Here is a 12911-nt window from a genome sequence, read left to right as displayed (position 1 = left end):
GGGGGAGGAATTCGGCACGTATGGCGCGGGGGCGGGCGGGACCTCGAACTCGACGGGGCCGGTGCTTGCCTGCGGCGGCTGCGGCACCTCAGAAACGAGCCGATGCCGGGCTCCCGCTTGAGCAACAACCCCGAGCCGGACCAAGCCCTTGCGTGCCCCGCCACCGGCTACCGCTCAAGAATCGCCGTCACCCCCTGCCCGCCCGCCGCGCAGACCGAGATCAACCCGCGTCCAGGAGTGCCCCGTTCGGCCAGCAGCTTGGCAAGCGTGGCGATGATCCGCGCGCCGGTGGCGGCGAAGGGGTGGCCGGTGGCGAGTGAGGACCCGGTGACGTTCAGCCGGTCGCGGGGCACGGTGCCGAGCCCCCGCTTCTCCCACGCGGCCAGCGTGGCAAGCACCTGCGAGGCGAACGCCTCGTGGATCTCGACGAAGTCGAAGTCCGCGAGCCCGAGCCCGGCCCGCTCCAGCATCCGCGGCACCGCGTAGGCGGGCGCCATGAGCAGACCGTCCTCGCCCCCTGCGACATCGCCTCCGACGAAGTCGACGGCAGCCGTCTCGTACGCGGTCAGGTAGGCCTGCGGCTCAAGCCCGCGCGCCCCCGCCCACTCCTCACTGGCGAGCAGCGCGACGGCGGCACCGTCCGTCAGCGGGGTCGAATTCCCGGCGGTCATCGTCGCGCCGGGCTTCTTCGCCCCGAAGACGGGCTTCAGCTGACCCAGCTTCTCGACGCTCGACCCCGGCCGCAGGTTCTGATCCCGCTCAAGACCCCGGAACGGCACCACGAGCCCGTCCAGGAACCCTCTCTCGTACGCCGCCGCCAGCCGCTGATGGCTCGCCGCGGCGAGCTCGTCCTGCGCCTGGCGCGTGACGCCCCAGGCCCGCGCGGTCACGGCGGCGTGCTCGCCCATCGAGAGGCCGGTGCGGGGCTCCGCGTTGCGCGGGATGTCGGGCACGAGGTGCGAGGGCCGCACGCGCGCGAGGGCCTTGACGCGGCCTCCGGCCGACTTGGCGCGGCGGGCCGCCAGGAGGATCTTCCGCAGGGAGTCGTTGACGCCGAGCGGGGCGTCGCTCGCGGTGTCGGCGCCGCCGGCCACCGCTGACTCCGTCTGCCCCAGCGTGATCTTGTTGGCGGCGGCGATGACGGCTTGCAGCCCGGTACCGCAGGCCTGCTGGATGTCGTACGCGGGTGTGGTCGGCGCGAGGCGCGAGCCGAGGACGGTCTCGCGGGCGAGGTTGAAGTCCCGGCTGTGCTTGAGCACGGCGCCGGCCACGAACTCCCCGACCGCGCCGGGCTCCTCAAGGCCGAACCGCTCGACGAGCCCGTCAAGGGCGGCGGTCAGCATCTCCTGGTTGGACGCGGTCGCGTACGGGCCGTCGGAGCGCGCGAACGGGATACGGCTGCCGCCGATGACCGCCACGCGGCGGGTGGTGGGCAGATTCATCTCTCGACCAGCTCCTGACTCTTGAGTAACCTTACTCTGAAGTAAATTTACGACCGAGCTGGGAGTTGGACAATGGCCGACCGCTATCTGAACTTCACGGGCACCGCACCCGGCCGCTTCCTCACCCGAAAGCTCGGCCTGCCGCAGCCGTCGGCGCTGAGGCGATGGTCAGCGGAACACCCTTATCTGGAGGGTGAGTTGCTGCACCTGACGGCGGGTGCGTCGCCGCACGGGGCTGAACTGACCGAGATTTTCGCCCGCACGGGCCTCACGTCGACCCCCAATCCCACGCACCCCACGGCGGTGGTGCTCGACGCGACGGGCATAAGCGACACTCCGGGCCTCGCCGAGGTGCACGCGGCGCTGCATCCCGTGGTGCGCTCGGTGGCGGAGAACGGCCGCGTGGTGGTCCTCGGCGCCCCGGTCTCACCCTCCGACCACCACCAGGCGGCGGCGCAACAGGCGTTGGAGGGCTTCGTACGTTCTCTGGGCAAGGAGCTGGGCAGGGGCCGCACGGCGTCGCTGGTCCGCATGGGCTCGGCCGGGGCGGCGGAGTCGACGCTGCGGTTCCTCCTCTCACCGAGGTCGGCGTATGTGAGCGGCCAGGTGATCGAGGTGGGGGAAGCTGACCCGACGACCTCCATCGACTGGGACCGCCCACTCTCCGGCCGTACGGCACTCGTGACGGGGGCGGCGCGTGGGATCGGGGAGGCGGTGGCGGAGGTGCTCGCGCGGGACGGGGCGCACGTGGTCGTCCTCGATGTCCCCTCCGCCCAGCAGGACTTGGTACGGGTGGCGGACCGGCTCAAGGGGACCGCGCTGCCGCTGGACATCACCGCGGACGACGCGGGGGAGCGTATGGCGGCGGCGCTCGCCGACCGGGGCGGCCTTGACATCCTGATCCACAACGCGGGGATCACGAGGGACCGCAAGCTGGCCAACATGGCGGCGGACCGCTGGAATGCGGTCCTGGACGTGAACCTGACGAGCGTGCTTCGTACGACGGACGCGTTGCTGAAGTCAGGGACGCTGAAGCGGGGCGGGCGGGTCGTGGCCACCGCGTCGATCGCCGGGATCGCGGGCAACGTGGGCCAGACCAACTATGGGGCCAGCAAGGCGGGGATCATCGGCCTGGTGCGGGCCCTCGCGCCGGGGGCGTTGGCGGAGTACGGGGTGACGGTGAACGCGGTGGCCCCCGGTTTCATCGAGACGAAGATGACGGCGGCGGTCCCTCTCTTCATCCGCGAGGCGGGCCGCAGGATGAATTCCCTCGGGCAGGGGGGACTGCCGGTGGACGTGGCGGAGACCACGGCGTGGCTCGCGGGGGACGCCTCCGGCGGGGTGAACGGCTCTGTGATCCGGGTCTGCGGTCAGAGCCTGCTCGGGTCGTAGCCCTCGCCCTGACCGTGCCCCGCGCCGACCCTCCGGCCGGTTGGCCCGCAGCCGCTTCGCACCGGACGGGCCCTTCCCACCCACCCGCCCGATTGCCCCGCAGCGACCCCTCCACGAACAAGCCTCTCCCACCCACCCGCCCGATTGCCCCGTAGTGACCTTCGTTCGGAGAGAGCGGGGCCCCGGTGGGCGCACCCGCAGTCGGCGACGCTCGCGAGGGGACGTGTCGGTATTTCCGCCCGGAGCACGGTTCGCGGAACTCCGGCGCCGCAGCCCCAAGACCAACAGACACCGCCCACCAGCCGCCACCCCGAAGGGACCCCATGCTCACCCCCCACCTCCTCCGCGCCGCAGCCCTCTCCCCCTTCAAGCGCCCCGACCCCGACGCCCCCCTCCCCCGCTCCCGCCCAACCCTCACCGGCGTACGCCCCCGCCCCGATCACCTAGCCGCCTACTCCCGCCTCTGCGGCTACCGCACCCCCCAGCAGGCCCACCAACCCCTCCCCCTCACCTACCCCCACGTCCTCAGCTTCCCCCTGGCCATGCGCCTCATGACCGCCCGCGACTTCCCGCTCCCCCTCCTCGGTCTCGTCCACACGTCCATCGAGATCACCCAGCACCGCACCCTGACCACCACGGACAGCCTCGAACTCTCCGTCCACGCATCCCACTTGGCACCCCACCACCGGGGCACCGAAGCCACCCTCGTCACCGAGGCACGCGTCGACGGCACTCTCGTATGGACCTCAAGCAGCACCTACCTGGCCCGCCACCGCACCACCATCGAGCCACCACAAAGGGACGACGCCCAGCCCCTCCCCGCCCAAGCCGAGTGGCAGCTGCCCGCCGGCCTCGGGCGCCGCTACGCCTCCCTCTCCGGTGACCGCAACCCCATCCACCTGCACCCGCTCACCGCACGCCTCTTCGGCTTCCCCCGCGCCATCGCCCACGGCATGTGGACCGCCGCCCGCTGCCTCGCCGAGCACCAGCACGAGGACCAGAACGAGAGCCAGAACCACAACCGCACGCCCGAATCCGTCCACGTACGCATCGACTTCAAGGCCCCCGTACTACTCCCCAGCACAGTCACCTACGCCTCCGAAGGCCCCGCCTTCCAGCTCCTCAGCGCCGACAGGACCTACCTCAGCGGAACAGTCCGCTAAGGGACCCAGCCCCGCCCCTCCATCAACCCCCCGAGCCCCGCCCACGCGAAGTTCATCAGCGTCGCCGCTGCCTCCTTCGCCGACACCGAAGCGTCCCCGTTCGCCCACCCCGCGAGCGACTCCGCCGCCCCCACCAACGCCTGTGCGAGGCCCGCCACTTCACGCTCGGCCAGCTCCGGTTTGCGGTGGGCCTCCCGGGCCGCCTCCGCGATCAGTGACGTCACGAACGCCACGATCTCCTCGCGCATCACGGCGACCTCGGCCGCGAACGGCTCCCCGTGCGTCCGCGCCTGGCTGTGCAGGACCACCCACGCGTCGGGCCGCTCCGCGGTGTGCGTGAAGAAGGCCCGCAGCCCGTCCCACAGCTGCCGGTCGGCGGGGCCCTCGCCGCTCACCCCACCCCGCACCGCCGCCACCAGCGCCGCCGCCTCCCGGCGGATGCACGCGGTGAACAGCTCCTCCTTGGAGTTCAGGTAGAGATAGACGAGCGGCTTGGAGACCCCGGCGACCTCGGCGATCTCGTCCATCGAAGCGGCCCGGTACCCCCGCTGCCCGAAGATCCGCACGGCGGCATCCAGCATCTGCTGCTCACGCACGGCCCGCGGCATCCGCTTCTGCCGCCTACCCGCCGCCCCGGCCACAACTTCGCCCACCCCGGCCGCCCCCGCCTTCCACCCAACCGACGCACAGAACCTCCAGCCTACGATCACCCCCTGACAACCGACCGCGCCCCGCCCCCAGAACGGGGGCGGGGCGCGGCAGGGCGATCGAGCGGGGGGACGTCAGGCGGCGACAGGCACCGGCTGCCGCTCGTCGGCGGGCTCGTCGTACCCGTCGAGCGGGGACGACGTGGCCTTCGCGTACTTGTCGCGGTCGAGGATCTTCTCGCGGGCGGCGACGATCACCGGCACGGCCGCCTGGCCTGCGACGTTCGTGGCCGTACGCATCATGTCCAGGACCGGGTCGATGGCGAGCAGCAGGCCCACGCCCTCCATCGGCAGGCCCAGCGTCGACAGGGTCAGCGTCAGCATGACCGTGGCGCCGGTCAGACCGGCCGTGGCGGCGGAGCCGACCACCGAGACGAAGGCGATGAGCAGGTACTCCTTGATGCCCATCTGCACGTCGAAGATCTGCGCGACGAAGATCGCGGCGATCGCCGGGTAGATCGCGGCGCAGCCGTCCATCTTGGTGGTGGCGCCGAACGGCACCGCGAAGGACGTGTACTCCTTCGGCACGCCGAGGCGCTCAGTGACCTGCTGGGTGACCGGCATCGTGCCGACCGAGGAGCGCGAGACGAAGGCGAGCTGGATCGCGGGCCAGGCGCCCTTGAAGAACTGCAGCGGGTTGACCTTGGCGACCGTGGAGAGCAGCAGCGGGTAGACGCCGAACATCACCAGGGCGCAGCCGACGTAGATGTCGGCGGTGAAGGTCGCGTACTTGCTGATCAGGTCCCAGCCGTAGTCGGCGATGGCGAAGCCGATGAGGCCGATGGTGCCGATCGGCGAGAGCTTGATGACCCACCACAGGGCCTTCTGGAGCAGCGCGAGGACGGACTCGCTCAGCTCAAGGATCGGCTGCGCCTTGTCACCGATCTTCAGTACGGCGATACCGGCGACGGCGGCCATGAAGACGATCTGCAGGACGTTGAGCTCGGTGAACGGCGTGATGACGTCCGTCGGGATGATCCCGGTGAGGAAGTCGATCCACGACCCCGCCTCGTCCGGCTTGGAGCCGTCCTTCGGGGTGAGGCCGGTGCCTGCGCCGGGGTTCGTGATGAGCCCGATCGCGAGGCCGATGACGACCGCGATGAGCGACGTGATCATGAACCAGACCAGCGTCTGCGTGGCGAGCCGCGCGGCGTTGTTGACCTTACGCAGGTTGGTGATCGACACCAGGATGGCGAAGAAGACGAGCGGCGCGACAGCGAGCTTCAGCAGCCCGATGAAGGTGCTTCCCACCTTGTCCAGGGTGGTGACGAGCCAGGACACGTCCTGGCTGCGGGCCAGCCAGCCGAGCAGGACACCGAGGACCAGACCGCCGAGGATCTGGGCCCAGAAGGGGAGCTTGAGGAATCTGGGTATCCGGGAGCCGGACTTCGGCTGCTCGGCCTCGACGGCCGGGGATACGGGGGAGTTCGCGGACACGGACACACTCCGGGTAATGGCGGGGGGACGTGAGGGAGCGGCGACCGCGAGGGGGTCGGACGGAACGGCCTTGAGGGCGCCGCTGCAATGCAGATGTCACTTGGTGCTTGTCGTTCGCGCTGTTCGCAGAGACTGCGGAGAGACTCAGAGACGGCGACGACAGGCCGCGGACATGCAGCGGCAGAGATCGACATGCAGGCGCGCCACGAGCGGAACGCTCATGGGGATGCGGGGCGCGACGGCTGCTGTCTTCATGTCGAACACGTTAACACTTGAACTTTGGGAACATCAAAGGTCTTGTTTGAGGTAGACGAGGCCAATCAGAGGCGGAGACACCCCGGGACGCACGAAACCCCGGTCTGGAGCGACCGCTCCGGTACCGGGGTTGTGGGCTTTGTGACGAAACTTACGACTGCGCGCGAGCCGCTTCGTCGGCGAGGTCCTCCTGGCTGCGGTTCGCCTCCAGGTTGGCCTTCGTGCGGTCCACGCGGGCGACGACCTGGATCGATGCCCGGTCGCGCTCCTTGCGCAGCAGCACAAAGCTGAGGGGCGCGGAGATGACGAGTGCGAGCAGCAGCACCCACAGGAGGTTGGAGTCTCCGAGTCCCTTGGGCAGGACACCGGCGTAGACAAGTCCCCAGACCGCGAAAAAGCAGCCCACGAAGAGTCCGAGGCGCATCAGCGTGTAGCGGAGCATGTCAATCCACTCTTCCGTTCCGAAATGGGCCCGAGTAGGACGAGCCACACCAGTGAAGCATGGGAGGGGGCGCGTCCGACAAGGGGGTGAGCCCTCGCGCGAACCTCCCGCGACCCGTCAGCCGAGCGGGAGCAGCATCGTGATGTCGTCGCGGTCGTCACCGGGGGCCACGCGGATCGCGCCGGGCACCCTCCCGACCTCCTTGTATCCGCAGGACCCGTAGAACCGGTCGACTCCCGTGCCACCCCGGCAGGTCAGCCGGATAGCTTCGATGCCGTCGATCCCGCGGGCGGCGTCGGCCGCCGCGCCCATCAGGTCGCGCCCGTATCCCTTGCCCTGGTGCCTGGGGTGCACCATCACCACGTACAGCCAGAGCCAGTGCTTCATCAGCCGGTGCGAGTTGTAGGCGAGGAAGGCGGTCGCGGCGACGGCTCCGTCCTCGTCGTACCCGACGAGCAGCCGGGTGCGCCCGTCGCTCAGCTCGGCCAGGCGCTTGAGCCACTCCGGCCGTATGTCGTCAACCGTCACGGGCGGTACGAAGCCGACGGCGCCGCCGGCGTTGGACACATCCGCCCAGAGCGCGAGCACGCCGTCGCGCAGAGCGGGATCGATCTCGGGGTCCAGGCGGAAGGTAAGCGTCATAAGGGAAGGCTAACCATTACATCCGCCGTGCCTCAAGCGCGTTCCGCATCCCGGACAACGCGACGAGCCCCGGCCGAAGGGCCGGGGCTCGTCGTCGGCGCGGGGGGTCCGTCAGACCCGCATCGCCTGCGGAGTCTCGCGGAGCGCCAGGTCAGGGCCGTCGTACTCACGGATCGACTCGTAGCGCGTGTTCCGCTCGACGGGACGGAAGCCCGCCTCGCGGATGAGGTCGAGCAGGTCCTCGCGCGTCAGCTTGTTCGGCGTACCGAAGTTGTCCGCGTCGTGCGTGATCTTGTACTCGACGACCGAGCCGTCCATGTCGTCCGCGCCGTGCTGCAGCGCGAGCTGCGTCGTCTGCAGGCCGTGCATGACCCAGAAGACCTTGACGTGCGGCACGTTGTCGAAGAGGAGGCGCGAGACCGCGAAGGTCTTCAGGGCCTCGGCGCCCGACGCCATGGTCGTCCGCGCCTGGAGGCGGTTCCTGACCTTGCCGTCCTTCATGTCCACGAAGTCGTGCTGGTAGCGCAGCGGGATGAAGACCTGGAAACCGCCGGTCTCGTCCTGCAGTTCACGCAGCCGAAGCACGTGGTCGACGCGGTGCCGGGGCTCCTCGATGTGGCCGTACAGCATCGTGGACGGGGTCTTGAGCCCCTTCTCGTGCGCGAGCCGGTGGATGCGCGACCAGTCTTCCCAGTGGGTGCGGTGGTCCACGATGTGCTGGCGGACCTCCCAGTCGAAGATCTCCGCGCCGCCGCCGGTCAGCGATTCGAGGCCCGCCTCGATCAGCTCGTCCAGGATGTCGGAGGCCGACATCCCCGAGATCGTCTCGAAGTGGTGGATCTCCGTGGCCGTGAACGCCTTCAGGGAGACGCTCGGGAGCGCCTTCTTGAGCTCGCTCAGCGACCGCGGGTAGTAGCGCCACGGCAGGTTGGGGTGCAGGCCGTTGACGATGTGCAGCTCGGTGAGGTTCTCGCCCTCCATCGCCTTGGCGAGGCGGACGGCCTCCTCGATGCGCATCGTGTACGCGTCCTTCTCGCCCGGCTTGCGCTGGAACGAGCAGTACGCGCACGACGCGGTGCACACGTTCGTCATGTTGAGGTGGCGGTTGACGTTGAAGTGCACGACGTCGCCGTTCTTGCGCGTGCGCACCTCGTGGGCGAGACCGCCGAGCCAGGCGAGGTCGTCCGAGTCGTAGAGGGCGATGCCGTCCTCGCGGGACAGCCGCTCACCGTCCCGGACCTTCTGCTCCAGCTCGCGCTTGAGACCTGCGTCCATGCCCTCGCCCTTACCTCTCCCTACGACCTGTCACAAACCCCCGCCAACCGTACGCCCCGGGGCTCACTCCTCTTCAGGCAGCTCCCCGACCCGGTTCTCCCACTTCGTGGAGAGCACGATCGTCGTACGCGTCCTGGAGACGCCCTTCGTGCCGCTGAGCCGGCGGATCGTCTTCTCCAGGCCGTCCACGTCACTGGCCCGGACCTTGAGCATGTACGAGTCGTCGCCCGCGATGAACCAGCAGTCCTCGATCTCGTGCAGGTCCTTCAGGCGCCGCGCCACGTCCTCGTGGTCGGCGGCGTCCGAGAGGGAGATGCCGATGAGGGCGATGACGCCCAGGCCGAGGGAGGCGGAGTCGACGGTCGCGCGGTAGCCGGTGATGACGCCCGCCGCTTCGAGGCGGTTGATCCGGTCCGTGACGCTGGGGCCGGAGAGGCCGACGAGCCGGCCCAGTTCGGCGTACGAGGCCCTGCCGTTCTCGCGCAGAGCCTGGATGAGCTGCCTGTCCACGGCGTCCATAGGTGCGATGCCTTTCATTATTCAGCGATACCGCGAGTCTATGTTCAGAATCTAAGGTGCAACAGGGTCTAGGCCCTATGAATCTTCGGAAAATAACACTCGGGAGTGCGCGTTCGGCGCTAGTCCCCCGAAGGGGCGGAGCCCGAACCGAGCTCCCCCTTCCAGCGCCGGTACAGCCGGTGCGGCACCCCCGCCGCGTCGAGTGTCCGCCCGGCGACGAAGTCCACCAGATCCTGGATGTGCGTCGCCCCCGCGTAGAACGCCGGAGAGGCGGGCAGCACGACCGCGCCCGCCTCGTCCAGCGTCACCAAGTGCTTCAGTGTCTGTCCGTTCAGCGGCGTCTCGCGTACGCAGACGACCAGTTGACGCCCTTCCTTGAGCGTCACGCTCGCCGAACGCTGCAGCAGATCCTTGGAGAGACCGAGCGCCACCCCGGCCACGCACGCCGTGGACGCGGGCACGATCAGCATCCCCTTGGTCGCGTACGACCCCGACGAGGGCCCCGCCGCCAGATCCCCGGCGGCCCAGTACCGCACGTCGTCCACCGGCACCTCGAAGGTCCCCGGCTTCCCGTCGGCGCCACGGCCGAGCCACTCCCGCAGGTCCTCCTGCCAGTGCGCGTCCCGGAAGGCGATGCCCGTCTCGTCGAGGATCGTAAGGCGCGATGCCCGCGAGACCACCAGGTCCACGCTCTCCCCGGCCGCGAGCAGCGCACGCAGCACGGCCGCGGCATACGGGGTCCCCGAGGCGCCGGACACCCCCACGATCCAAGGCTTACGCTGCGTATCTCCTGGCTTCACGCTGTGAGCCTAGACGGTCAGGCCACGCACCAGCAGATCGAGCAGCGCGCAGACGAACAGTGCGATGCCGATGAAGCCGTTGACCTGGAAAAAGGCACGGTTGAGGCGGGACAGATCATGCGGCTTCACGATCGAGTGCTCGTAGACGAAGGCACCGGCGACGACCGCGAGGCCGAGCCAGAAGAAGCCGCCCGCGTCGGTGGAGGCCGCGTACCAGACCAGCAGCGCCGTGGTCACCAGGTGGCAGGCGCGCGCGCCCCAGATGGCGCCCGGGATGCCGAACCGCGCGGGCACCGACATCACGCCGACCTCACGGTCCGTCTCCACGTCCTGGCAGGCGTAGATCAGGTCGAAGCCGCCGATCCAGACACCCACCGCGAGCCCCAGGATCACCGCCTGCCCCGACCACTCCCCCGTGACCGCGATCCACGCGCCGACCGGGCCCATCGCCTGGGCGAGGCCGAGGATCGCCTGCGGGAAGTTGGTGAACCGCTTGCCGTAGGGATAGACGACCATCGGGATCACCGCGATGGGCGCGAGCGCCAGGCACAGCGGGTTGAGCAGCGCCGCCGAGCCGAGGAACACGACGAGCGCGATGAGCGCGCCCGTCCAGGCGGACTTCACCGAGACCACGCCCGTGACGAGTTCACGGTGGGCGGTCCGCGGATTACGGGCGTCGATCTCGCGGTCGATGATCCGGTTGGCGGCCATGGCGAACGTGCGCAGGCCCACCATGCAGATGGTGACCAGGAGCAGCCGCCCCCAGTGGATGTTCTCGTCGAGCTGGAACATCGCGGTCAGCGCGGCGATATAGGCGAAGGGCAGCGCGAAGACCGAGTGCTCGATCATGACGAGGCGCAGGAAGGCCTTGACCTTGCCGGGGGGCGCGGGTTCGGGTCCGAAGAGTTCCGGGGTCGCTGATTCAGCACTCATGTCTAGAGCCCGTACTCCTTCCAGCGGCGGTCGACCTTCGACGCCGTCTCCGGGTCGGACTCGACCATGTTCGGCCAGCCCCCGTCCCGTACGTATCCCTCTTCGGGCAGCTTCTTCGTCGCGTCGATGCCCGCCTTGCCGCCCCAGAACTGCTGGTAGGAGGCGTGGTCGAGATGGTCGACGGGACCTTCGGCCACCGTCAGGTCGCGCGCGTAGTCGGTGTTGCCGAGCGCGCGCCAGGACACTTCGTGCAGGTCATGGACGTCACAGTCCTTGTCCACGACCACGATCAGTTTGGTCAGCGACATCATGTGGGCGCCCCAGATGGCGTGCATGACCTTCTGCGCGTGCTTCGGGTACTTCTTGTCGATCGAGACGATCGCGCAGTTGTGGAAGCCGCCCGACTCCGGCAGGTGGTAGTCCACGATGTCCGGGACGATCACCTTGAGGAGGGGCAGGAAGAAACGCTCGGTGGCGCGGCCCAGTGGCCCGTCCTCCGTGGGCGGCCGGCCCACCACGATCGACTGGAGCAGCGGACGCTTCCGCATCGTCACGCAGTCGATCTTCAGCGCCGGGAAGTCCTCCTGCGGCGTGTAGAAACCCGTGTGGTCGCCGAAGGGACCCTCCGGCAGCATCTCGCCGGGCTCCAGCCAGCCCTCGATGACGACCTCGGCGTGCGCGGGCACCTGGAGCGGGACCGTCTTGCAGTCGACCATCTCCACGCGCTTGCCCTGGATGAACCCGGCCAGCATGTACTCGTCCATGTCACCGGGCAGCGGCGCGGTCGACGCGTACGTCACGGCGGGCGGACAGCCGAAGGCGATCGCGACCGGCAGCTTCTCGCCCCTGCGGGCGGCCACCTGGTAGTGGTTGCGGCTGTCCTTGTGGATCTGCCAGTGCATGCCGATGGTGCGCTTGTCGTGGCGCTGGAGGCGGTACAGGCCGAGGTTGCGGACGCCGGAGTCCGGGTCCTTGGTGTGGGTCAGGCCCAGGTTGAAGAAGGAGCCGCCGTCCTCGGGCCAGGTGAAGAGCGCGGGCAGCTTCTCCAGGTCGACGTCGTCTCCGGTGAGGACGACCTCCTGCACGGGCGCGTTGTCGGACTTCACCTTCTTCGGCGGCACGTGCGTCATCGCGCCGAGCTTCCCGAAGGCCTCGCGTACGCCGACGAAGCCCTGCGGCAGCTCCGGCTTGAGGAGCCCGCCGATCTTGTCGCTGATCTCGGCGTACGACTTCAGGCCGAGCGCCTTGAGCAGGCGGCGGTCCGTCCCGTACACGTTCATGGCCAGGGGCATCGCCGAGCCCTTGACGTTCTCGAAAAGGAGCGCGGGGCCGCCGGACTTCTGCACCCGGTCGGTGATCTCGCCGACCTCCAGATACGGATCGACCTCGGCCTTGATGCGCTTGAGATCGCCCTCGCGCTCCAGTGCACGGAGCAGGGAGCGAAGATCGTCATAAGCCATGCGTTCCAGTATCGGTCACCGGCTACCCTGGCCCGGTCACCGGGGGCAGGCCATGTCGCCTGACGCCGCCCGCCTTCCGTCGCTGGGGGAATCTCGCCACCATGCTCAGGTATCTGCCGTTCCTGCTGGTCCTGGCCGTGTGGATCTACGCTTTCATCGATGTCCTGAACACTCCGGAGAAGGAGATCAGGCATCTGCCGAAGGTGGTGTGGGTCATCATCGTGCTGCTCTTCGGCGAAGTGCTTCTCGGTCCGATCGCCTGGTTCGTGACGGGCAAGGTGCGCCAGGCTCCCGCCGGGGGCGGGCCGCGCGGCCCGCGCACCGGACGCGGCGGGCCGTGGGTGGCGCCGGACGACAACCCGGAGTTCCTGAAGTCCCTCAGGGACGAGGACCCGGGCAAGGACCCGGACGACAAGAAGCGGGACGACGGCACGGAGAGCTGAC

At 69.3% G+C, this 12911-nt stretch carries 13 protein-coding genes; 3 read left to right on the top strand and 10 right to left on the bottom strand.

Annotated features, from left to right (window positions below; all coding sequences use genetic code 11):
- Positions 1–167 precede the first annotated feature (167 nt).
- Positions 168–1442, bottom strand: a complete 1275-nt coding sequence (locus ACGFX9_RS18780) for an acetyl-CoA C-acetyltransferase (protein ID WP_393472723.1) — start codon at positions 1440–1442, stop codon at positions 168–170.
- Positions 1443–1514: 72 nt separating this feature from the next.
- On the opposite strand from ACGFX9_RS18780, the gene ACGFX9_RS18775 reads away from it, so the two are divergent.
- Together ACGFX9_RS18775 and ACGFX9_RS18770 are read left to right on the top strand one after the other, a co-directional pair.
- Complete coding sequence (locus ACGFX9_RS18775) at positions 1515–2834, top strand: 3-oxoacyl-ACP reductase (RefSeq protein WP_393472721.1); 1320 nt, start codon at positions 1515–1517, stop codon at positions 2832–2834.
- A gap of 323 nt (positions 2835–3157) precedes the next feature.
- Positions 3158–3997, top strand: a complete 840-nt coding sequence (locus ACGFX9_RS18770) for a MaoC family dehydratase (RefSeq protein WP_393472718.1) — start codon at positions 3158–3160, stop codon at positions 3995–3997.
- On the opposite strand, the gene ACGFX9_RS18765 is transcribed toward ACGFX9_RS18770, so the two are convergent.
- The 9 genes from ACGFX9_RS18765 to ACGFX9_RS18725 all read right to left on the bottom strand — a co-directional run bounded on the left by ACGFX9_RS18765 (position 3994) and on the right by ACGFX9_RS18725 (position 12467).
- Complete coding sequence (locus tag ACGFX9_RS18765) at positions 3994–4605, bottom strand: TetR/AcrR family transcriptional regulator (RefSeq protein WP_393473949.1); 612 nt, start codon at positions 4603–4605, stop codon at positions 3994–3996. The two genes, ACGFX9_RS18770 and ACGFX9_RS18765, sit on opposite strands and share 4 nt — an antisense overlap.
- A 174-nt stretch (positions 4606–4779) precedes the next feature.
- Entirely contained in the window at positions 4780–6141 is a 1362-nt protein-coding gene (locus tag ACGFX9_RS18760; RefSeq protein ID WP_393472715.1) for a dicarboxylate/amino acid:cation symporter, read from the bottom strand.
- Between the two features lie 406 nt (positions 6142–6547).
- Positions 6548–6838 carry a DUF4229 domain-containing protein gene (locus ACGFX9_RS18755; RefSeq protein WP_393472713.1) on the bottom strand — a complete coding sequence of 97 codons (291 nt, stop codon included), beginning with the start codon at positions 6836–6838 and terminating at the stop codon, positions 6548–6550.
- Positions 6839–6955: 117 nt separating this feature from the next.
- On the bottom strand, positions 6956–7480 hold the full coding sequence (locus ACGFX9_RS18750; protein WP_393472710.1) for a GNAT family N-acetyltransferase: 525 nt from the start codon (positions 7478–7480) through the stop codon (positions 6956–6958).
- 111 nt (positions 7481–7591) lie between these two features.
- Positions 7592–8755, bottom strand: a complete 1164-nt coding sequence (gene mqnE / locus ACGFX9_RS18745) for an aminofutalosine synthase MqnE (protein WP_393472707.1) — start codon at positions 8753–8755, stop codon at positions 7592–7594.
- A gap of 63 nt (positions 8756–8818) precedes the next feature.
- Positions 8819–9274 carry an Lrp/AsnC family transcriptional regulator gene (locus ACGFX9_RS18740; RefSeq protein ID WP_160510435.1) on the bottom strand — a complete coding sequence of 152 codons (456 nt, stop codon included), beginning with the start codon at positions 9272–9274 and terminating at the stop codon, positions 8819–8821.
- 119 nt (positions 9275–9393) lie between these two features.
- Positions 9394–10074, bottom strand: a complete 681-nt coding sequence (locus ACGFX9_RS18735; protein WP_393472704.1) for a UbiX family flavin prenyltransferase — start codon at positions 10072–10074, stop codon at positions 9394–9396.
- A 9-nt stretch (positions 10075–10083) separates the two neighbouring features.
- Positions 10084–11007 (bottom strand): menaquinone biosynthesis prenyltransferase MqnP, encoded by a 924-nt coding sequence (gene mqnP / locus ACGFX9_RS18730; protein ID WP_393472702.1) that lies wholly within the window; start codon positions 11005–11007, stop codon positions 10084–10086.
- A gap of 2 nt (positions 11008–11009) precedes the next feature.
- Positions 11010–12467 carry a menaquinone biosynthesis decarboxylase gene (locus ACGFX9_RS18725; protein WP_393472699.1) on the bottom strand — a complete coding sequence of 486 codons (1458 nt, stop codon included), beginning with the start codon at positions 12465–12467 and terminating at the stop codon, positions 11010–11012.
- Between the two features lie 101 nt (positions 12468–12568).
- Here ACGFX9_RS18725 and ACGFX9_RS18720 point away from each other — a divergent pair, with 101 nt between their 5' ends.
- The gene (locus ACGFX9_RS18720) at positions 12569–12910 is read left to right on the top strand and encodes a PLDc N-terminal domain-containing protein (RefSeq protein WP_393472696.1); all 342 of its coding nucleotides are present in this window, start codon (positions 12569–12571) and stop codon (positions 12908–12910) included.
- Position 12911 lies beyond the last annotated feature (1 nt).

The sequence above is a fragment of the Streptomyces sp. NPDC048436 genome, assembly GCF_043200355.1.
Lineage (GTDB): Bacteria > Actinomycetota > Actinomycetes > Streptomycetales > Streptomycetaceae > Streptomyces.
The sequence above is the reverse complement of the archived record's forward strand: the minus strand, read 5'-3'. Positions and strand labels throughout refer to the sequence as shown.

Excerpts from the sequence above, each read along its gene's own strand:
- ACGFX9_RS18780 (WP_393472723.1), bottom strand. The coding sequence starts at position 1,442 with ATGAATCTGCCCACCACCCGCCGCGTGGCGGTCATCGGCGGCAGCCGT.
- ACGFX9_RS18775 (WP_393472721.1), top strand. The coding sequence starts at position 1,515 with ATGGCCGACCGCTATCTGAACTTCACGGGCACCGCACCCGGCCGCTTC.
- ACGFX9_RS18770 (WP_393472718.1), top strand. The coding sequence starts at position 3,158 with ATGCTCACCCCCCACCTCCTCCGCGCCGCAGCCCTCTCCCCCTTCAAG.
- ACGFX9_RS18765 (WP_393473949.1), bottom strand. The coding sequence starts at position 4,605 with ATGCCGCGGGCCGTGCGTGAGCAGCAGATGCTGGATGCCGCCGTGCGG.
- ACGFX9_RS18755 (WP_393472713.1), bottom strand. The coding sequence starts at position 6,838 with ATGCTCCGCTACACGCTGATGCGCCTCGGACTCTTCGTGGGCTGCTTT.
- ACGFX9_RS18750 (WP_393472710.1), bottom strand. The coding sequence starts at position 7,480 with ATGACGCTTACCTTCCGCCTGGACCCCGAGATCGATCCCGCTCTGCGC.
- mqnE (WP_393472707.1), bottom strand. The coding sequence starts at position 8,755 with ATGGACGCAGGTCTCAAGCGCGAGCTGGAGCAGAAGGTCCGGGACGGT.
- ACGFX9_RS18740 (WP_160510435.1), bottom strand. The coding sequence starts at position 9,274 with ATGGACGCCGTGGACAGGCAGCTCATCCAGGCTCTGCGCGAGAACGGC.
- mqnP (WP_393472702.1), bottom strand. The coding sequence starts at position 11,007 with ATGAGTGCTGAATCAGCGACCCCGGAACTCTTCGGACCCGAACCCGCG.
- ACGFX9_RS18725 (WP_393472699.1), bottom strand. The coding sequence starts at position 12,467 with ATGGCTTATGACGATCTTCGCTCCCTGCTCCGTGCACTGGAGCGCGAG.
- ACGFX9_RS18720 (WP_393472696.1), top strand. The coding sequence starts at position 12,569 with ATGCTCAGGTATCTGCCGTTCCTGCTGGTCCTGGCCGTGTGGATCTAC.